This is a genomic window from Massilia sp. 2TAF26 (assembly GCF_052115005.1).
Classification (GTDB): Bacteria; Pseudomonadota; Gammaproteobacteria; order Burkholderiales; family Burkholderiaceae_D; genus Telluria.
On sequence record NZ_JBFRFV010000017.1, the window covers coordinates 64,397 to 83,669 of the forward strand.

General features: G+C 68.1%; 16 protein-coding genes. 7 read left to right on the forward strand and 9 right to left on the reverse strand.

Going from position 1 to position 19,273, the window contains the following annotated elements; all coding sequences use genetic code 11:
- Positions 1–112: 112 nt before the first annotated feature.
- The gene (locus tag AB4Z32_RS17720; RefSeq protein WP_442123178.1) at positions 113–1,645 is read left to right on the forward strand and encodes a DEAD/DEAH box helicase; all 1,533 of its coding nucleotides are present in this window, start codon (positions 113–115) and stop codon (positions 1,643–1,645) included.
- Between the two features lie 85 nt (positions 1,646–1,730).
- On the opposite strand, the gene senA is transcribed toward AB4Z32_RS17720, so the two are convergent.
- Entirely contained in the window at positions 1,731–2,933 is a 1,203-nt protein-coding gene (gene senA, locus AB4Z32_RS17725) for a selenoneine synthase SenA (RefSeq protein ID WP_442123179.1), read from the reverse strand.
- Positions 2,934–2,974: 41 nt separating this feature from the next.
- Here senA and senB point away from each other — a divergent pair, with 41 nt between their 5' ends.
- On the forward strand, positions 2,975–3,943 hold the full coding sequence (gene senB, locus AB4Z32_RS17730) for a selenoneine biosynthesis selenosugar synthase SenB (protein ID WP_442123180.1): 969 nt from the start codon (positions 2,975–2,977) through the stop codon (positions 3,941–3,943).
- Between the two features lie 10 nt (positions 3,944–3,953).
- On the forward strand, positions 3,954–5,006 hold the full coding sequence (gene selD, locus AB4Z32_RS17735) for a selenide, water dikinase SelD (RefSeq protein WP_442123181.1): 1,053 nt from the start codon (positions 3,954–3,956) through the stop codon (positions 5,004–5,006).
- A 126-nt stretch (positions 5,007–5,132) separates the two neighbouring features.
- Here the strand turns inward: selD and AB4Z32_RS17740 are convergent, their stop codons facing one another.
- Positions 5,133–5,345: a hypothetical protein gene (locus AB4Z32_RS17740; RefSeq protein ID WP_442123182.1), complete on the reverse strand. Its 213-nt coding sequence runs from the start codon at positions 5,343–5,345 to the stop codon at positions 5,133–5,135.
- Between the two features lie 507 nt (positions 5,346–5,852).
- Between AB4Z32_RS17740 and leuA the strand changes: the two genes are divergently transcribed.
- Together leuA and AB4Z32_RS17750 are read left to right on the forward strand one after the other, a co-directional pair.
- A complete protein-coding gene (gene leuA, locus AB4Z32_RS17745; protein WP_442123183.1) occupies positions 5,853–7,541 on the forward strand; it encodes a 2-isopropylmalate synthase in 1,689 nt (562 codons plus the stop codon).
- Positions 7,541–8,407 (forward strand): cupin-like domain-containing protein, encoded by an 867-nt coding sequence (locus AB4Z32_RS17750; protein ID WP_442123184.1) that lies wholly within the window; start codon positions 7,541–7,543, stop codon positions 8,405–8,407. Before leuA ends, AB4Z32_RS17750 begins: the two co-directional genes overlap by 1 nt.
- On the opposite strand, the gene AB4Z32_RS17755 is transcribed toward AB4Z32_RS17750, so the two are convergent.
- The 4 genes from AB4Z32_RS17755 to egtD form a co-directional block, all read right to left on the reverse strand.
- Positions 8,391–9,215 (reverse strand): YdcF family protein, encoded by an 825-nt coding sequence (locus AB4Z32_RS17755; RefSeq protein ID WP_442123185.1) that lies wholly within the window; start codon positions 9,213–9,215, stop codon positions 8,391–8,393. The two genes, AB4Z32_RS17750 and AB4Z32_RS17755, sit on opposite strands and share 17 nt — an antisense overlap.
- A gap of 77 nt (positions 9,216–9,292) precedes the next feature.
- On the reverse strand, positions 9,293–10,231 hold the full coding sequence (locus tag AB4Z32_RS17760; RefSeq protein WP_442123186.1) for a YihY/virulence factor BrkB family protein: 939 nt from the start codon (positions 10,229–10,231) through the stop codon (positions 9,293–9,295).
- Positions 10,228–11,463: an ergothioneine biosynthesis protein EgtB gene (gene egtB, locus AB4Z32_RS17765; RefSeq protein ID WP_442123187.1), complete on the reverse strand. Its 1,236-nt coding sequence runs from the start codon at positions 11,461–11,463 to the stop codon at positions 10,228–10,230. Before egtB ends, AB4Z32_RS17760 begins: the two co-directional genes overlap by 4 nt.
- A gap of 21 nt (positions 11,464–11,484) precedes the next feature.
- Positions 11,485–12,504 carry an L-histidine N(alpha)-methyltransferase gene (egtD, locus tag AB4Z32_RS17770; RefSeq protein ID WP_442123188.1) on the reverse strand — a complete coding sequence of 340 codons (1,020 nt, stop codon included), beginning with the start codon at positions 12,502–12,504 and terminating at the stop codon, positions 11,485–11,487.
- A gap of 79 nt (positions 12,505–12,583) precedes the next feature.
- On the opposite strand from egtD, the gene AB4Z32_RS17775 reads away from it, so the two are divergent.
- Together AB4Z32_RS17775 and AB4Z32_RS17780 are read left to right on the forward strand one after the other, a co-directional pair.
- Positions 12,584–13,231 carry an ABC transporter ATP-binding protein gene (locus AB4Z32_RS17775; RefSeq protein ID WP_442123189.1) on the forward strand — a complete coding sequence of 216 codons (648 nt, stop codon included), beginning with the start codon at positions 12,584–12,586 and terminating at the stop codon, positions 13,229–13,231.
- 275 nt (positions 13,232–13,506) lie between these two features.
- Positions 13,507–13,824, forward strand: coding sequence for a hypothetical protein (locus AB4Z32_RS17780; RefSeq protein ID WP_442123190.1), 318 nt, complete (start codon positions 13,507–13,509; stop codon positions 13,822–13,824).
- Positions 13,825–13,889: 65 nt separating this feature from the next.
- On the opposite strand, the gene AB4Z32_RS17785 is transcribed toward AB4Z32_RS17780, so the two are convergent.
- The 3 genes from AB4Z32_RS17785 to AB4Z32_RS17795 all read right to left on the reverse strand — a co-directional run bounded on the left by AB4Z32_RS17785 (position 13,890) and on the right by AB4Z32_RS17795 (position 19,266).
- Entirely contained in the window at positions 13,890–14,468 is a 579-nt protein-coding gene (locus AB4Z32_RS17785) for a hypothetical protein (RefSeq protein ID WP_442123191.1), read from the reverse strand.
- Between the two features lie 86 nt (positions 14,469–14,554).
- A complete protein-coding gene (locus AB4Z32_RS17790; protein ID WP_442123192.1) occupies positions 14,555–15,685 on the reverse strand; it encodes a response regulator in 1,131 nt (376 codons plus the stop codon).
- Positions 15,682–19,266: a response regulator gene (locus AB4Z32_RS17795; protein ID WP_442123193.1), complete on the reverse strand. Its 3,585-nt coding sequence runs from the start codon at positions 19,264–19,266 to the stop codon at positions 15,682–15,684. The genes AB4Z32_RS17790 and AB4Z32_RS17795 overlap by 4 nt, the downstream gene beginning before the upstream one ends.
- Between the last annotated feature and the right edge of the window lie 7 nt (positions 19,267–19,273).

Consider the following 19,273-nt stretch of genomic DNA (forward strand, 5'->3'; position numbering starts at 1 on the left):
GAAATTTCTTTCGTTTCTGAGTCATTTCGTATTGTTGGCTCGCGTTGCTATTTCGCGTTCCGCTGTTGAATAGCGTAGCGCTCACCGATTTATACCGAGAGTAAAGAACACAATGAGTTTTGAAGCACTAGGCTTACACACGTCCATCGTCAAAGCAGTGTCGGTTGCCGGCTATGAAAAGCCGACCCCGGTGCAGGAGCAGGCTGTGCCCGCCGGCATCGCCGGCCGCGACCTGCTGGTCTCGTCGCAAACCGGTTCGGGCAAGACCGCGGCATTCATGCTGCCGGCCCTGAACAAATTCGCCAACCAGGAAGCGGCCCCGATCGGCCGTACCCCGGCCCAGGAAGCGCAAGCCGCCAAAGCGCGTGGCGAGCGCGTCCGTTTCAAGCCGGCCCAGCCGAAAATGCTGGTCCTGACCCCGACCCGCGAGCTGGCCCTGCAGGTCACCAGCGCCACCGAGCAGTACACGGCCTTCATGCGCCGCATCCGCGCCGTCTCGATCCTGGGCGGCATGCCCTACCCGAAACAGATGCAGCTGCTGGCGAAGAATCCTGAAATCCTGGTGGCGACCCCGGGCCGCCTGATCGACCACATGGAGTCCGGCAAGATCGACTTCTCCCAGCTCGAGATCCTGGTGCTGGACGAAGCCGACCGCATGCTCGACATGGGTTTCATCGAAGACATCGAGAAGATCGTCGCCGCGACCCCCGATTCGCGCCAGACCATGCTGTTCTCGGCCACCCTGGACGGCGTGGTCGGCAACATGGCCCGCCGCATCACCAAGGACCCGATGGTGATCCAGATCGCCAGCGGCACCAAGCGCCACGAGAACATCGTGCAAAAGGTGCATTTCGTCGACGACCTGTCGCACAAGAACCGCCTGCTCGACCACCTGCTGCGCGACGAAACGCTGGACCAGGCCGTGGTGTTCACCGCCACCAAGCGTGACGCCGACATGATCGCCGACCGCCTGAACATCGCGGGCTTCGCGGCCGCCGCCCTGCACGGCGACATGCACCAGGGTGCACGCAACCGCACCCTGGACAGCATGCGCCGCGGCCAGGTGAAGGTGCTGGTCGCCACCGACGTCGCCGCCCGCGGCATCGACGTGCCGACCATCACCCACGTGGTGAATTACGACCTGCCGAAGTTCCCGGAAGACTATGTGCACCGCATCGGCCGTACCGGCCGCGCCGGCCGCAACGGTATCGCCGTTTCGCTGGTGAACCATGCGGAAGGCATCAACGTCAAACGCATCGAACGCTTCACCAAGCAGACCATCCCGGTCGACGTGGTCGCAGGCTTCGAGCCGAAGCGTTCGGCACCGGCGCGTTCGGGCAACCGTCCGGGCTGGAAGCCGGGCGACGGCCGCAACAGTTCGGGCAAGCCGGGCCAGCGCAGCTTCCACAAGCCGGGCTCCGGTCCGCGTGAAGGCGGCTTCCGCAGCGAAGGCAGTGGCTACCGCGCCGATGGCGAAGGCCAGCGCCGCGAAGGCGGCTACAACCGCGAAACCCGTCCGGCCGGCGCATACAACCGCGAAGGCGGCCCGCGCCGCGACAGCGCCAGCGCCCCGCGCGAAGGCGGCTTCCGCTCCTCGCACCCGCGTTCGGCGGACAACGCCCGCCGCACCTTCGGCGATCGCTGATCTCCGGATCGTGTGAGTGTCAAAAAGGCTGCTTCGGCAGCCCTTCAAGAAAAAGCTGCTTCGGCAGCTTTTTTTTCGTCCGTACTCAGGGCGCGCAGGTACGGAAACCGGCAAAGATGTCGTCGCGCTCCGGCGTGTAGAAATTGCGGAAATGCGGACTGCGCAGGCGCGCCGGGGTAGCGAAGGATGCGCCGCGCAGCACCTGGCGGCTGCCGAACCAGGGCGAGGAATATTCGAGGTAGCGGTCCGGCGCGAATCCGGGGAAAGGCAGGAAGGGCGAAGCCGTCCATTCCCACACGCTGCCCCAGGTGAAATCCGGATGGCCGGACAGCGCCGCGAACTCCCACTCGTCCTCCGTCGGCAGGCGCCGCCCGCTCCAGCGGCAAAAGGCCTGGGCTTCGTGCAGGTTCAGGTGGCGTACCGCGGCGTCCGGGGCGAGCGCCACGCGGCGGCCGAAGCGCAACTGCTGCCAGCCGCCGTCGCCGCCGCGCCGCCAGTAGCGCGGCGCCGAACGCGCCGACTCCTTCAGCCACGCGCGGCCCGCCTCGCTCCAGTGCCCCGCATCGCGGTAGCCGCCATCCTCGACGAAAGCCAGGTAGCGGGCATTCGTCACCGGCGCGGCATCGATCGCGAACGGGGCCACGCGGCACCGCGCGGCCGCCTTCTCGTTGTCGAACACGAAGCCGCGCGACTGGTCGCCGCCACGAAGGAAAACACCGCCCCCGAAGCCGATCTCGCCGGCCTGTGGCGGCGGCGCCGGCATGGTTCCGCTCATCTCGCTGCGCAGGCCCAGGCCGAGGGTCTGCATCGTGTACAGCAGGGCTTCGCCATGCATGTCCTCGTGCGCCAGCGCCAGCCGGTAGGGATAGAGGGCGGCATCGTCGACCGGCTCGCCGGCCAGGCCTTCCTGGATCCGCTCCAGCACTTCGGCGCAATAGGTCCGGATCGCGCCCGTGCCCGGCAGGTCGAGCGCCCAGCGCGTGCGGTGGGCCACCAGGTTCGAATCGAACCAGTCGTCGCCGCGCGCCAGCAGGCTGTGGCCGAAGGCGTCGCCCGGACGGCTGCTGGCGGCCCGGCGCACCACGAACCATTCGGCAAACCAGGCCGTATGGCCCAGTTCCCACAGCGGTGGATTGATGATGCCCAGGCGCGGCACGCGGGCGCTGTCGGCATAGCCCGCCTCCGCCAGGGTATCGAACAGCGCGAGCGTATAATGCCGGGCATCCCGCAGCATGCCGGCCAGCCGGCCGGGTCCGGCGTGCCGGAACGATGGGTCGTGTTGGTCCATGCGGCATTCTACGATCGTTTTGCAGAATTTATCCTGAGCCGATGGCGCGTCCCCACATCCTGATCGTCAGCCCCGCCTCCGCCCGCGAGAACAACGGCAACTGGCAAACCGCCAGCCGCTGGATGCGCTTCCTCGGCGCACGCGGCAAGGTGACGGTGGCGCGCGGCTGGGACAGCGGCCAGCCCGCCCCCGACCTGCTGGTGGCCCTGCACGCGCGCCGCTCCGCCGGCGCCCTGGCCGCGTTCGCCGCGGCGCACCCGGACCGCCCCAGCCTGCTGGTCCTGACCGGCACCGACCTCTATCGCGACATCCACGAAGACGCCGTCGCGCGCGCCTCGCTCGCGCACGCCGGCGCGCTGGTGGTGCTGCAGCCGCGCGGCCTGGACGAACTGGACGCGTCCTCGCGCGCCAAGGCCCATGTGATCTGCCAGTCGGCGCCGATGCTGCACCCGGCACGCCCGCACGCGGGCACGCGCGACATCGCCATGATCGGCCACCTGCGCGAAGAAAAAGACCCCCTCACCTTCATGCGCGCGGCCGCCCTGGTGCGCAGTCCCTGCGTGCGCCTGCTGCACGTGGGCGGCGCCCTCGATCCGCAACTTGCCGACGCCGCACTTGCGTCGCAGGCGAACACGCCGCGCTACCGCTGGCTGGGCGCCCTGCCCCACATGCCCGCACGGCGACGGCTGGCCCGCTGCCGCGCGATGGCGATCTGCTCGCGCATGGAGGGCGGCGCCAACGTGATCATCGAGGCGGTGACCAGCGGCGTGCCGGTGCTGGCCTCCGATATCCCGGGCAACCGCGGCATGCTGGGCGAAGACTACGCCGGCTTCTTTCCGCTCGGGGACGCCGCCGCGCTGGCCGGCCTGATCGACCGCATCAGCATGGACGAGCGCTTCCATGCGAAACTGCTGCGCCAGTGCGCGGCGCGGCGCCGGCTGTTTGCCCCTGCCAGGGAACGAGCGGCACTGCTCGACCTGGTGGATAATCTCCTTTTACGCAATCCTTGACGAGCCATCCATGACTACTCCTGACCAAGCCATCAAACTGACCTCCTTCTCGCACGGCGGCGGCTGCGGCTGCAAGATCGCGCCCGGCGTGCTGTCCGAGATCCTGAAGAAGTCGAGCGGCTTCCCGGTGCCGAAAGAACTGATGGTCGGGATCGAGACGGCCGACGACGCCGCCGTCTACAAGCTCAACGACGAGCAGGCCCTGATCGCCACCACCGACTTTTTCATGCCGATCGTCGACGATCCCTTCGACTTCGGCCGCATCGCCGCCACCAATGCGATCTCCGACGTGTACGCGATGGGCGGCACGCCGATCATGGCCCTGGCCCTGGTCGGCATGCCGGTCAACAAGCTGCCGCTGGAGACGATCGGCAAGATCATCCAGGGCGGCGAATCGATCTGCGCCGAAGCCGGCATCCCGATCGCCGGCGGCCACACGATCGATTCGGTCGAGCCGATCTACGGCCTGGTGGTGATGGGCCTGGTGCATCCCTCGAAGATCAAGCGCAATGCAGATGCCCGCGCGGGCGACGTCCTCGTGCTCGGCAAGCCGCTGGGCGTCGGCGTGCTGTCGGCGGCGCTGAAGAAGGACAAGCTGGATGCCGAAGGCTATGCGGCCATGATCGCCAACACCACGAAGCTCAACAAGCCGGGCAAGGCGCTGGCGGAACTGGCGGGTGTGCACGCGCTGACCGACGTCACCGGCTTCGGCCTGCTGGGCCACCTGCTGGAACTGGCGCGCGGCGCCGGCTTGAGCGCACAGCTGGACATGGCGAAGATCCCGCTGCTGCCGGGCGTCGAGCAGCTGGCCCACGAGGGCTACTTCACGGGCGCCTCCGGCCGCAACTGGGACGCCTACGGCATGGACGTCGAGCTCGGCGCGGGCGTCGGCGATACCCAGCGCGTGCTGCTGACCGACCCGCAGACCTCCGGCGGCCTGCTGGTGTCCTGCGACCCGGGAACCGTCGACGAGGTGCTGGCCCTGTTTGCGCGCGAAGGCTTCGGCCATGCAGCCGTCATCGGCCGCATGGAGGCGGGTGCCGCGCGTGTAAAGGTTGCCTGAGCAAGGCCGCTACCCGCTGAACAGCCCGGCGCCGCGCTCCGATGAGCGGCGCCGGGATCAATGCCCTCGGATCTTTCAGGCCGGCGCCGACGGCGCCTGCGCCGCCCCTCCCAGTAACAGTTTCGTTCAGGACAGGCATGATGCCTTCCCGGATGCGTTTCGGCTCGGCCGGGCGTCGAGCTCGGCGGGATAGAGGAATTCGCCGTCGCCAGGGATGCGCAGCGGCGCCGGCCGGCCCAGCGATACCAGCACACAAGCCAGGCCCAGCAGGCCCAGCACGAAGGCGGCGAGCGCCAGCGCGACGGCAAGCGGAAGGCCGAGGAACAGGATGTCATCCATGGTAACTCCCGGTAAGGAAGCGTGTAATGTGCCACCTTGGCGTCCAAAGGCTTTGAGTGATCTCAACAATCTTTTGAGAAACTTTTGCGTAGCAACCAAACGACAAGCCAATAAACGCTTGACAGACCAAACAATATTCACATAGAGTGAAGAAATGTTCTCCCAACTGCCTCTGTCGACCCTCCTACCGCTGACCGGCGCCCTACTGCCGGCCGGCCTGCTACTACGCGCCTGAAAAGCCGCCGTACCCGTACCCGGCCACCCTCCGCCGGAACCCGTAGCCCCAAGGAAGTCGTACCGATGCACTCCGAAACCACGTTCACCTCTCACCCGATCCGCACCAGCCGTGTGCCGTTCCGCTCGCGCTCGAAGCGTAGAGCGGCGCTAAAGCTAGCGATCGGTTGCCGGGCCTCGCGTCATGTGGCCCGTCCGGCAGCCAACGCCACACTGCCGATCCAGGCCCCCCGCTTCAGCTGAACAATTCGCGATAGATCCAGGAGTATGACCATGTTGACCAATCCCGCCGCCAAATACCGTCCCTTCCCCGCCGTCCAGTTGGCCGACCGCCAGTGGCCGAGCCGCGTCATCACCCAGCCGCCGATCTGGATGAGCACCGACCTGCGCGACGGCAACCAGGCGCTGATCGAACCCATGAGCCCCGAGAAGAAGCTGCGTTTCTTCGAAAAGCTGGTGGCGATCGGGATCAAGGAGATCGAAGTCGGCTTTCCCTCGGCTTCCCAGACCGATTTCGACTTCGTGCGCATGCTGGTCGAAGAGAAGCGCATTCCGGACGACGTCAGCATCATCGTGCTCACCCAGGCCCGCGACGAGCTGATCCGCCGCACCGTGGAATCCTGCATCGGCGCCAAGCGCGCCATCGTCCACGTCTACAACTCGGTGGCGCCGGTGTTCCGCCGCGTGGTGTTCGGCATGGACCAGGACGAGATCGTGCAGATCGCCGTCAACGGCACCCGCCTGATCAAGGAGCTGGTGTCCAAGCATCCGGAAACCCGGTGGGGCTTCGAGTATTCGCCGGAATCCTTCTCGACCACCGAGCTGGATTTCGCCAAGCGCATCGTCGACGCCGTCAGCGCAACCTGGCAGCCGACGCCGGACGCTCCGATGATCGTCAACCTGCCCTCGACCGTCGAGGCCAGCACCCCGAACGTCTACGCCGACCAGATCGAATGGATGTCGCGCCACCTCGAGCGCCGCGACAGCCTGGTCATCAGCGTGCACCCGCATAACGACCGCGGCACCGCCGTCGCCGCCGCCGAGCTGGCCGTGATGGCCGGTGCCGACCGCGTCGAAGGCTGCCTGTTCGGCAACGGCGAGCGCACCGGCAACGTCGACCTGGTGACCCTGGCGCTGAACCTCTACACCCAGGGCGTGCACCCGGGTCTGGACTTCTCGGACATCGACTCGGTGCGCCAACTGGTCGAGGAATGCAACCAGCTTCCTGTTCACCCGCGCCATCCGTATGTGGGCGACCTCGTGTTCACCGCCTTCTCCGGCTCGCACCAGGACGCGATCAAGAAGGGCTTCGCGGTGCAGAAGAGCGACGCGATCTGGGAAGTGCCCTACCTGCCGATCGACCCGGCGGATCTCGGCCGCAGCTACGACGCCGTCATCCGCGTCAACAGCCAGTCCGGCAAGGGCGGCATGGCCTACCTGCTCGAGCAGGAATACGGCCTCGAGCTGCCGCGCCGCCTGCAGATCGAATTCTCGCGCGTGGTCCAGCGCCATGCCGACGCCACCGGCACCGAAGTCGCGGCATCGAGCATCCACGCCCTGTTCGCACGCGAATATTTCGACCAGGAGAACCCGGCCTACCGCTACGTCTCGCACCGCATGGCCGAGGACAGCGAAGGCGAACACCGCGTCGACATCGATGTCTCGGTCGAGCACGACCGCGTGACCGCCAGCCATCACGGCCAGGGCAACGGCCCGATCGACGCCTTCGTCAGCGCACTCGGCCTCGACATCCGCCTGATGGACTACCACGAGCACGCGATCGGCTCGGGCGCCGACGCCAGGGCGGCCTGCTACGTCGAACTGCGCCTCGGGAACGGCCCGACCCTGTTCGGCGCCGCCATCGACAGCAATATCGTGACCGCTTCCTTCAAGGCCGTGCTGTCGGCCGTGAACCGCCACATCGCCATGGCCGGCGAGCAGCCGGTGGCCCGCGCGGCCTGATGGGTTCGGAGGCGACTGCAAGGCGCTTGCCGCCGCGGCTGGATTTGCAGCCGGCGGCGGTGCGCGAGCGGAAGGCCGCGCAGGTGCGCGGCGTATCGTCGATCCAGGCGATGCGCGAAGCGATCCGCGAGGCCTCGCGCGCCCGGCCGCTCATCCGTGAAGTACCGCGCGTCGGCCGGCTCGATAACGCGGGCTTCCGCGCCCGCGCCGCCGAGGGCCTGCCTTTCCTGATCGCCGGCGCGGTCAAGCGCTGGCCCCTGCGCGCACTGACCCCGGATGCACTGCGCGAGCGCTTCGGCGACGTGCCCGTGCGTGCACGCGTCGGCGACTACGTGGCCACCGCCTTCGCCCCCGACCGGGCAATGCGGGACATGTCCTTGCGCGACTACCTCGAGCTCGGCACGGCGCCCGACAGCGAGCTGCCGCCCTACGTCGGCAACCTGGAACTGCGCGAACTGAACGCCATGTGCCACTGGCCGTCCTGGTTCGAGCGCATGGGACCGCCGCGCTTCTGGCTCGGCCCGGCGCGCACCGTCACGCCGCTGCACTGCGACTACGACGACAATATCTTTGCCCAGATCTGGGGCAGCAAGCGCATCTTCCTGGCGCCGCCCCACCACGACGCCTTCCTCTACACCCGCGAAGCCAACCCGGTGCTGTTCGGCTCCCCCTTCGATCCGGAAGCGCCTGACTTCGACGCCTTCCCGCTGGCGCGCCAGGCCGCCATCATCGAGGTGGTGGTCGAGCCGGGCGACATGCTGTACGTGCCGGCCGGCTGGTATCACCAGGTCCGGGCGCTGAGCTTTTCCTTATCTTCGAACCGCTGGGCGCGCGGGGTGCCGCTGGCTCTCAAGGAAGGCGCCTGAGTACAGGGCCGCCGGCGAAACGCAGCCGGTACCAGGCGATGCCGAGCAGTTCATACGCCGCATACCAGGAGCGCCGCATGCCCTCGGCGCTGGGCACCCATGAACCGAGGGAGCGTGCCTGGTCGCCGAAGAACATGGTGGGCGCGCTGACCACCTCCAGGCCTTCGCGCTCGAAGGCGCTGCGGGAGCGCGGCATGTGCATCGCATCGGTCACGAGCAGGATGCGCCTGACGCCATCCTGGCGCAGCATCGCGGCGCTGTAGGCCGCGTTCTCGAAGGTGTCGCGCGAGCGCGGCTCGATCCACCTGACCGGTACGCCGAAATCCTCGCGCAGCGCGATCGCCATGGCGTCCGCCAGGGCCTCCGCGCCGGCCTTGCCTTCGGACTGGACCGCCTTGGCGCCAAGGCCGCCGCTGACGAGCACCGGCAATCCGGTACGCCGCTGCAGGTGGGCCGCATAGCGCAGGCGCGCCAGGGCCAGGTAGTCGGGGATGTCGCGGCCGCCGTATTCGGGCGCATCCTGCAGGCGGCCGGCCGCCAGCACGACGATCGCCTGGGCGCCGGCGCGCTCGGGCGCCCGCAGCGGCGCCGTCATCCCTTCCAGCGGCCTGACCAGCAGCGAAGCGCCGGCGGTGGTCGACAGGAAGGCCAGCAGCGCCAGGCCGGTGCCGGCGGCGATGCGTCCGGCGCGCGGCCAGCGGTGCCAGACGGCAAGGCCGATCACGATCAGCAGGAACAGGTTGGCGGGCGGCAGGATCAGGTCGCGCGGGACGGCGTTGAGCAGGTCGAGCACCGGTATCAGGATCATGGAAACGGAAAGTATTGCAATTCGTTCTAGTGTAGCCGTTTATGACCGACACGATGTTCGAATCTTGCGGCCGCCGTTCATTCCTGCGGCCGCGTCTCCATCTTTTTCGGCTCGCCCCTCGCCCCTCCCTGCTGCCCGACCCGCTCGTACTCGGCAATCACCTGGGCCCCGAACAGCAGCAGGGCGGCCCCGATCTCGAGGCTGAACATGACCACGATGGCGGTGCTCATCGAGCCGTACACCACGTTCACCTTGGACAGCGTGGTGAAGTACCAGACCAGCACATGGCGCGCAATCTCCCACAGCAGGGCCGCGGTCACGCCGCCCACCAGCGCGTGCGACAGCGACAGCCGTCCCACCGGCATCACCATGTAGATCGAGGTCAGCACGAGGATTTCGCCGGCAAGTCCCAGCAGGTAGAGCAAGGCGCCCGACACGCCGTGCAGCGACCAGCTGTAGCCGAACAGGTTGACGCTTTCGGTACCGATCACCTGCAGGGTGCCGGCGACCAGGGTCACGATCATCACGCCGAAACCCAGCGCCAGGATGTAGCAGTAAGGGAGCAGCGCCGATATCAGGAAGTGGCGGCGCCGCACAGCCACGCGGTGCACGAAGATCACGCTCATGGCGTTTTCCAGCACCGTGAAGGCGAAGGAGCTGAAGAACAGCATGGTGGCGACCAGCACCCAGGTGATCAGGTCGCGCTCGTCGAGGAAGTGGGCGACCTCGGTGACGATGGCACCCGACTGGCCGGGAATCAGCAGCTCGAGGTAGCGGCGCATGGTCAGCAGCAGTTCGGCCTCGTTCAGGAAGTGCGAGAGCACCACCACCACCAGCATCAGGAAGGGCACGATCGACAGCAGCGCGTAATAGGCGACGGCGCCGGCCAGCAGCAGGCCCTGGTTGGCGCGGAAGCATTTCAGGACACCGAGGGCGAATTCCAGCGGATGGCCCAGGATGTAGAGGTTCGCGCGCCGGTTCAGGAGCCGCAGGCGCAGGCCGCGCGTCACCTTCATCGGGCCAGCCTGATCCCGGTGAACTGCCAGCGCGCGCCCGCCGGGAAGAAGTTGCGGTAGCTGGCGCGCGCGTGGCCGTGCGGGGTGGCGCAGGACGAACCGCGCAGCACGTACTGGTTGACCATGAACTTGCCGTTGTACTCGCCCAGCGCGCCGGCCGCCGGCGCATAGCCCGGATACGGCGCGTAGCTGCTGGCGGTCCACTGCCAGCATTCGCCGAACATCTGCGCCAGGCCATCGCTGCCGGCCGCGCGCGGATGCAGGTCGCCGCAGGCGATGGCGACGTCGCGCGCCGCGAATTCCCATTCGGCCTCAAGCGGCAGGCGGGCGCCGCGCCAGCGCGCGTAGGCGTCGGCCTCGTACAGCGAGACGTGGGTGACCGGACGCGCCAGATCGAGCGGTTGCATGCCATGCAGCGTAAACTCCATCCAGCCACCCTCTTCCCGGCGCCAGTAGAGCGGCTGTTCGATCTCGCCGCCGCAGACCCGGTCCCAGCCATCCGACAGCCACAGGGCCGGGTCGCGGTAGCCGCCGGCCTCGACGAACTCGAGGTATTCGCCGTTGGTCGCCAGGCGCGAGGCCAGCTGGAAGGGCGCCAGGTACTGGCGGTGGCGCGGCAGTTCGTTGTCGAAGCTGAAGCCGGCGCCGCGGTGGCCGATCTCGGCCAGGCCGCCGTCGAAGTCCAGCCAGGAGAGCTGTCCCGCCGGACAGGATTCCGGCAGCGGCGAGGCCAGGTAGGCCGGCGCCAGCGGGTTCTGCGCCAGCAGGTGCTTGACGTCGGTGAGCATCAGTTCCTGGTGCTGCTGCTCGTGCTGCATGCCCAGTTCCACCAGCGCCGCGAGCTCGCGGGCCAGTTCGCCGTCCCGCGGCGCGGCCTGCAGCAGGCAGGCGATGCGGGCGTCGACGTCATGCCTCCAGGCCAGCACCTCGTCGTAGGCGGGACGCGTCAGCAGGCCGCGCTGAGGCCGCGGGTGCCGGGCGCCGACGCCGTTGTAATACGAATTGAACAGCACCCGGAAAGCCGGATGAAAGGGCCGGAAGCCCGGCTCGTGCGGCTCCAGGATGAAAGTCTCGAAGAACCAGGTGGTGTGGGCCAGATGCCATTTGATCGGGCTGGCGTCCGGCATCGACTGCGCGCAGCAGTCTTCGCTCGACAAGGGTTCGGCCAGGTGCAGCGAGCGTTGGCGCACCTGTTCGAATTGGCGGGCCTGGCGGTGTTCGTTCGCTCCCATGATTTCCTCCGTCTCGAGGGATCAGTGCATGGCGCCCGGGCGGATCGCGCGCGCGTGGATCACGGCGAACCAGGCGCGCGCATCGGTCCAGATGCCGGAGGCGGCAAAGCCGGCCTGCTCCAGCAGTTCGACCGCGGCGGCCGGGCGGTACTTGTAGCTGTTCTCGGTGTGGATGCATTCGCCGGCTTCGAAGCGGCGGCAGGCGCCCTGCCAGCTCACCAGCTGGGTGGTCCTGGCTTCCAGGTGCATCTCGACCCTGCCCATGCGTTCATTGTAGAAGCCCCGGTGGCGCCAGGCGCGGATGTCGAAGTCGGCGCCCAGCAGTCGGTTCGCGTGGCGCAGCACGTTCAGGTTGAAGGCGGCCGTCACGCCGAGGGCGTCGTCGTAGGCGGCGTTCAGCACCGCGCGGTCCTTGGCGAGGTCGATGCCGATCAGGATGCCGCCGTCCGGGCCGCACTGGGCGCGCACGCGGCGCAGGAAGGCCAGCGCCTCGTCCGGCGTGAAGTTGCCGATCGAGGAACCGGGATAGAAAAACAGGCGGCGCTCGCGGCGCACGCTGTCCGGCAGCTGCCAGTCGCCGCCCGAGAAGTCCATGCCGAGGGCGTTCATCTCGATGTGGCGGAAGCGCTGGCGCAGGCGCTCGACGGCGTCCTGCAGGAAGTTGGCCGAGATATCGACCGGCACGTACTGGGCCGGGTGCAGCAGCGGGAACAGGCGCGCGGCCTTGGCGCAGTTACCGGCGCCGAGGTCGATCAGGGTGCTGCCCTGGCCGACCGCGCGCGCGATCTCGGCGCCGTGGCGCTCGAAGATCAGGGCCTCGGTGCGGGTCGGATAGTACTCGGGCAGTTCGCAGATCGCCTCGAACAACTTGGAACCGAGTGCGTCGTACAGGAACTTGGGCGAGATGCAGGCTTCGCGGGCGCGCAGCCCGGCGTCCAGTTCGGCGCGCAGGCGCAGGGCCCCGGCCGAGGTGTCGACAGCGGTATCGGCGGCCGGCATCGGCGCGCCGTCGGCTTGGTCCTGCGTCGGGTGGTTCGACATCGGTGAGCCCCTGGAATGTTGACGATTTTCCATCATACGCGAATTACGTCATTCCCTGCGCATGCTACAGTAGCAGTCTATGCTCGAACTCGTCGACCTCACCAAATCCTACGGCGGCCGCACCGTGCTGGCCAATCTCTCCTACCACTTCGCAGCCGGCGAATTCGTCGCCGTGATGGGGGAATCCGGAGTCGGCAAGTCCACCCTGCTGAACCTGATCGCCGGCCTGGATGCGCCCGACAGCGGCCAGGTCGTGGTCGACGGCGTGCCGATGTCCGCGCTCGACGACGATGCCGCCACCAGGTTGCGCCGCAGCCGCATGGGCTTCATCTTCCAGGCCTTCCACGTGCTGCCGCACCTGACCCTGGAACAGAACGTCGCCCTGCCGCTGCTGCTGAACGGCAGCGCCGACACCGCCCGCGCGCGGGCCATGCTGGACGCCGTCGGCCTGAAGGGGCGCGGCGCCGATTTCCCGCGCCAGCTGTCCGGCGGCGAGCTCCAGCGGGTGGCGATCGCGCGCGCCCTGGTGCACCGTCCGGCCCTGCTGCTGGCCGACGAACCGACCGGGAACCTCGACCCGGAAACGGCGGACGGCATCCTGCACCTGCTGCGTGCCGAGATCCGCGAAAGCGGCGCCGGCGCCATCATGGTCACCCACTCGCACGCCGCCGCGGCGATGGCCGATCGGGTCCTCGTCTTGACACGTTCTGGACTGAAATTAATGTAAGTTCCACGCAGAAAGCCAGAAGTTATGGGCTTTTATTCATGAACAGTGCGTCAAGATTGACAAAATCGTAGTAGCATTCCAACAAACCCACCCAGCATAAGTCAGCACAATACGGTCGGGCAGGAGCGTCGAACATAGGGCTCAGGGCAAGGCGCACTGTCGAAGACAGTACGTCGGTACGGCGAGACAGTGCAACGCCGCCATGCGTCCTTTGTTCACTCTCCACTCCAAAACAGTCGGTCTGTCTTGAATTTTCATCCATCACGGAGGAGTTCATGAGCGTACGACAGAAAAAACAGGAGCTGCTCGAGGCGATGCACCGTGCCCGGGCGCTGGAGCCGTCGAGTTTCGTTCCGAATCCCCTGCTCGACACCCTGATTCAACGCATGCAGCTGAAGAACGACGCGGAGCTGTGCCGCGTGCTCGAAGTGCAGCCGCCCATCATCAGCAAGATCAGGCACCGCAAGCTGAACGTCGGTGCCACCATCCTGCTGAGGATGCACGAGAAGTCGAATATCCCGATCCGTGAGCTGAAGGAGCTCACGGCCGAGGCGCGGGCGCAGGCGCAGGCCTTGGGGCGGACGACGCACTGAGCGGACGCGGGCGCGGCGGGGCCGGTCCATGCGGCAGGACGCTGCCGGGCCGGCGCGGCGCGCTCTCATTCTCCAGGCGGGCGTCCGGTCTTGAGCTGAGGCAGGCCGGAGAGTACGGCGCGCAGGCTCGTCACGTCGAGCTGGCCCAGCAGGGCCACGCCGATGCGCAGCAGTTCGCTCTTCTTGACCTCGAAGCCGGCCTTCAGGCAGGCCTGCTTGACGGCGCCGAGGACGGCGTATTCCTGCTCGGGCATGGTGAAGCTGTCGCGCACCAGGGTCGGGCGCGCCTGCGTGGCCGCTTCGGGCCGGACGATCCCGGCGTCGCGGCCGGCGCGCGCCTTCGCGGCCGGCTTTGCGGCCGCCTTTGCAGCCGGTTTTGCGACGGCTTTCGCCGCTGCCCTGGCTGCCTTTGCGGCCGGCGTGGCGGCGCTCTTTGCGGTCGCCGGCTTCTTGGCCGCCGTGGCGGACGTCTTCGGCGCCGCCGGTTTGCGCGCGCTCGCGGCGGATTTCACCGCCGCGGCCTTGGCGGTGCCGGCGGTCTTCGCGGTAGTCTTCGCAGCCGACCTGGCTGGCGACACGGAAGCCTTCGATGCTGTCGCGCGCGCCGTTTTCGCGGCGGCGCCGGCGGCTGTTGTCCTCGCCATCCCCTACTCCATCGTCAAACAAACCAAACAATATAGTCGATTTGCAGCCGATCCGGAAGGGCGGCACGCAAGCCGCCCGTGCCCGCTCAATGCGCTTCGTCGGCGAAGGCGTCGGATATCGCGGCGAATTCCGCTTCGATCTCGAAGAAGGCGTCCAGCACGTCCGGGTCGAAATGGGTGCCGCGTCCCTTGCGCATCACATCCAGCGCCTGCTGGTGGGTGAAGGCCGGCTTGTAGACGCGCTTGCTGATCAGGGCGTCGTAGACGTCGGCCACCGCCATCAGGCGCGCCGACAACGGGATCTGCTCGCCCGCCAGGTTCTGCGGATAGCCGGAGCCGTCCCACTTCTCCTGGTGCGAGTGGGCGATCTCGCGCGCGAACATCAGGAAGCTGTTGCTGCCGCCGATGTGCTTCTCGACCAGCATGACGGTGTCGCGCCCATACACCGCGTGCAGCTTCATGAGCTCGAATTCCTCGCGGTCCAGGTTGCCCGGCTTGAGCAGGATGCGGTCCGGGATCCCGACCTTGCCGATGTCGTGCAGCGGCGCCGAGCGGTACAGCAGTTCGACGGCCTCGTCGCTGAGCTCGGCGGCAAACCGGGGGTGGCTCTGCAGGTGGCGGGCCAGCGCGCGCACGTAGTGCTGGGTGCGGCGGATGTGCTTGCCCCCGAAGTCCTCCGTCCTGTGGTTGCGGGTCTCGGCCATCGATGCCATCGCCACGATGATCGCTTCCTGCATCAGGTAGAGCTGGGCGGTGCGCTCCCGCACCAGCTTTTCCAGGTTCTCGTTGTGCTCCTGCAGCTGGCGGCGCGCGCTGCGCAGGTTGAGCTGGGTGGCCACGCGCGCGAACAGGACGGGCGGGCTGATCGGCTTGGCGATGTAGTCGACCGCGCCCAGCGACAGGCCCATGGCCTCGTCCTCGACCTGGTTGTTCGCGGTCAGGAAGATCACCGGGATCTCGCTGGTCGCCGGGTTCGCCTTCAGCTGGCGGCAGGTCTCGTAGCCGTCCAGGCCTGGCATCATCACGTCGAGCAGGATCAGGTCCAGGCCAGGGACCGCATTGGCGATCTGCAGCGCCGTGCTGCCGTTGTTGGCGACCTTGGTGTTGTACCTGTCCTTGAGAAGGCGCGACAGGAGCATGATGTTGTCGGGCGTGTCGTCGACGATCAGGATGGTCGGCCGCAGGTCCTGGTGGTTCTGCCTGGTGGTGTCGCTCATGAAGTTCCCGCTGTGTCGGGACGCGGCGCCGCCGCCTGCGGCAGCAGCTGGCGCGCCTCCTCGAATTCGTAACGCGACAGATGCTGCTCCAGGCGCGCCAGCACCTGGGGATCGAGCACGGCCGCCAGTTGCGCGCGCACCGACTCGAAGTAATCGGTGGCTTCGCCCGAGAATTCGGCCAGCAGCTGGCCCAGCTGGGCCACGGCTTCCTGGGCATCGGCCGGCGCCGCGCCGTTCTCCTGCTGCGCATCCGGGACCGGCGGGTCGAGCACGTGCGCGCCGTGGGAAGCAAAATAACTGTCGAGCGAGTGCATGGTGGCGTCCACGCCGGCCTCGAGGGCGCGCACGCCGGCCGCCAGGCGGGTGCGGTCGCTGGACGCCATGGACAGGCCCTCCTCCACCGCCTGGGCCAGGGTCTGCAGCTCGCGCGCGCCGACATTGCCGGCCACCCCGCGCAAGGTGTGGGCGCGGCTGGCCGCTTCCATCCGGCGTCCGGCGTCATGATCGGCGCGGATCGCGGCGCCGGCGTCGCGCTGGGTGGCGCGGAAGCGGTCCAGCAGCTGCACGTAGAGCGCGACATTGCCGGCCACGTGGCGCAGGCCGAAGGCCGAGTCGATCCCGGACAGGCTGGACAGGCCCGGCAGCGAGGGCCCGTCGGCCGCCTCCGGCGCGAGCGCGCGCGGCAGCGGCGGCGGCAGCTGCGAACCGATCCAGCGCGCCAGGGTCGCGTACAGCTTCTCCGGCTCGACCGGCTTGCACACATAATCCTGCATGCCTTCGCGCAGGCAGCGCTCGCGGATCTCGGCCAGCGCATGCGCGGTCATCGCGATCACGGGCAGCTTGTCGAAGCGCGCATCCTTGCGCAGTTCGACGGTGGCCGCATGGCCGTCCAGCTGCGGCATCTCGAGGTCCATCAGCACCAGGTCGTAGGCCTCGGGACCGCCCCTCATCAGGAGCTCGAGCGCCTCGTGGCCGGTGCAGGCGACGTCCACCTCGATGTTCTGGACCTGCAGCAGTTCCAGCGCGATCTGCTGGTTGACCAGGTTGTCCTCCACCAGCAGCACGCGCGCCACGCAGTCGCCCGTCTCTTCACAGCGGCCGCGCGCGTTCGGCGCGCGCGGCGGCGCGAACAGCGCCAACAGGGTATCGACCAGCGCCGACTGCCCGATCGGCTTGGTCAGGAAGCCGCGGATGCCGGCGCTTTCCGCCTCATGCTGCACCTCCTCGCGGCCGAAGGCGGTTACCAGAACGACCGAAGGAGGATGCCGCAAGGCCGGATTGCCGGCGATGCGTCGCGCCAGGGTGATGCCGTCCATGCCCGGCATCTGCCAGTCGGTCAGCACCACGCGGTAAGGGTCGCTGCCGGCGTCGGCCGCCAGCAGCGCGGCCTCGGCTTCCAGGCCGCTGGCGGCGGTATCTACCCGCAGCGGCAGGGCCTGCAAGGCCTCGCACATGATGTCGCGCGCAACTTCGCTGTCGTCCACCAGCAGCAGGCGCGCGCCGTCCAGCTCGGGCGGCGCCACCGCCACCCGTTCGGGCTCGCCGGACAGCGGGAATTCGAGGTCGAAGTGGAAGGTCGCGCCCTTGCCCGGGCTGCTCCTGACCACGATCCGGCCGCCCATCAGCCCCACCAGCTGCTGCGAGATCGACAGCCCGAGGCCGGTGCCGCCGTATTCGCGGGTGGTCGAGCCGTTGGCCTGGTGGAAGGCGCGGAACAGCTTGCCCTGCTGCTGCTCGCTCATGCCGATGCCGGTATCGCGCACCGCGAAGCGCAGCTTGACCCGGTCGGCCCGGGCCGCGATCGGCTGCATCGCGTTCGACACCGGGTCGAGCCGCATGCAGGACAGCTCCAGCTCGCCGGCCGGGGTGAACTTGACGGCGTTGTTGACCAGGTTGATCAGCACCTGGCCCAGGCGCAGCGGATCGCCGACCAGCATGCGCGGGATCGAGTGCGGCACGTGGAACAGGTATTCGAGCTGCTTGTCGGCGGCCTTCTGGCTGGTCACGCTGGCGACGTTGGCCAGCACGTCGTCGAGGCAGAAGGGGATCTGCTCGACGTCCAGCTTGCCGGCCTCGATCTTGGAGAAGTCGAGGATGTCGTTGATGATGCCCAGCAGCGACAGCGCGGCGCGATGGATCTTGCCCACGTAATCCTGCTGCTTGGGCGAGAGCTCGGTGCGCAGCGCCAGATAGGCCATGCCGATGATGGCGCTCATCGGGGTGCGGATCTCGTGGCTCATGTTCGCCAGGAACTCGGACTTGGCCACGTTGGCCGCTTCGGCACGCACGTTGGCCGCCACCAGCGACTGCTCGCGCTCGCGGCGTTCCGAGATGTCGCGGATGAAGGAGCAGAATTCGTAGTCGGCGCTGGCGGCCAGCTGCACCCGCGTGATCGCCAGCTCGATCGGGAACTCCCTGCCGTCGCGGCGCAGCGCATAGGTCTCGATGCGGGTGTCGAGCACGCCGCCGACCCCGCTGCGCTCGTAGCGCGCCAGGCCGTTGCGGTGGGCCTCTCGGTGGCGCTCGGGCACGATGCACTGGTCGAGGTCCAGGCCCAGCACCTCGTCGCGCCGCCAGCCGAAGATCTTCTCGGCCTGGGTGTTCCAGCCGACGATGCGGCCCTGGCGGTCCATCCTCACCACCGCGTCGAGGGCGGTGTCGACGATGGCCTGCAGCTTTTCCTGGCTGTCGCGCGCGATCCGGATCGAATTCAGCAGCTCGCGCGTGCGCGCCGCGATCTTCTGCTCGAGGTCTTCGTTCAGTTCGCGCAGCTGCTGCTCGATGGTGCTCTTCTCGCGCAGCAGGCCGTTGGTCACCTGCTCGGCGCGGCGCAGCCGGTTGAGCGTATCGCGGAAGCTGCGCACCGCCGACGACAGGCGGCCGATCTGGTCGCGCCGGCCGATGCCGGACAGGTAGATGTCGGTCTCGCCGCGCGCCAGCTTCTCCAGCGCTTCCTGGATGTCGGTGAAGGGCTGGGTCATGCGCCGTCCGACCAGCAGTACGCAGACGACGATGGCGAGAGTAAGCAGCAGGTTGGCGGTCACGGTCTGCACCATCTGGCGGCGCAGGTCCTCGTCGATCTGGCGCCGCGAGAATGCCAGGTCGATGCTGCCGACGTGATAGTCGCGGGCGCCGTCGCGGTAGACGATCTTGCGGGCCACGCGAATCGTTCCCGGCGCCCCGTCGTCGCTGCCGAGGGCGGCCAGCACTGCGCCGCTGGGCGCCAGCACGTGCAGCATCGCGATCTCGGGCGTGGCGCCGAGCGAATCGACGACCGAGGAAATCGCCGCGCTGTTGATGTCGAACAGCGGCCTCGCCAGCGCCTGCGACAGCACCGCGGCCTGGCGCTCGACGCGCTCCTGCAGGCGCGCATTGGCTTCCTCGCGCTGGGTCTGCATCACATAGGTGGTATAGACGCCGGTCGACAGCGCGACCGCCAGCACGATGCCGGCGCCCAGCCGGAACACGACGTTCTGGCGCCAGCCTTCGCCGAGCCGGCGCGCCAGCGCGCCAGGGCCGCGCGCGCGGTGCCGGCGGACGTCTACTGCGTTGTTGCTGCGCTCGATGCCGGGGTCCGCCATGCGCACG